Genomic DNA, 505 nt, shown 5'->3' with positions numbered 1-505 from the left:
GACGGCCCTTCAAGCGTAACGTCTGGACGGTGCCGCACCTGATGCAGGAACTGGAAAAAGACCCCACTCACCACATCAAAAAATACCGCGCGGTGTTTGCCCAAGGTCGAGGTGTGGCGTGGCCGAAAGCGGGCACGTTCAATGAGCAGCGGGCGATACAGGTCACGACGGCCGAGCAGTGGGCGCGGGAAAATCTTGCGAACGAGTGAAAGCAGATTTTGCGCAGCGGGGCGTTGTGGGCGCTTTATACTCCCGCAAGCACCAGCTCCGCTGCCCGCTCACCAATAACGACACACGGCGCCATCGTGTTGCCAACGGTAATGCGCGGCATGATCGAGGCATCTGCAACGCGCAGCCCATCGATCCCGTACACGCGCAATTGGTGGTCAACCACCGACAGCGCATCGCGGCCCATTTTTGCCGTACACGACAGGTGCCAGTAGGTCATCGCCGAGTTGCGGATGAACTGTTCCATAGCGCGACGCTCTCTGGGACCGGGCACGAC

At 60.6% G+C, this 505-nt stretch carries 1 protein-coding gene and 1 pseudogene; one reads left to right on the top strand and one right to left on the bottom strand.

The features are described from left to right. Positions 1–209 (top strand): annotated as a pseudogene (locus J5M56_RS24440) (aromatic alcohol reductase); the annotation flags it as partial. A gap of 35 nt (positions 210–244) precedes the next feature. On the opposite strand, the gene J5M56_RS24435 reads toward J5M56_RS24440, so the two are convergent. Further along, a partial coding sequence (locus J5M56_RS24435) for a GMC oxidoreductase (protein ID WP_243430896.1) occupies positions 245–505 on the bottom strand: 261 nt, incomplete at its 5' end.

This window comes from Pseudomonas sp. 51_B (assembly GCF_017491595.1).
Lineage (GTDB): Bacteria > Pseudomonadota > Gammaproteobacteria > Pseudomonadales > Pseudomonadaceae > Aquipseudomonas > Aquipseudomonas promysalinigenes.
Note: the sequence above shows the minus strand (reverse complement) of the source record. Positions and strands in the feature narration are given on the sequence as shown.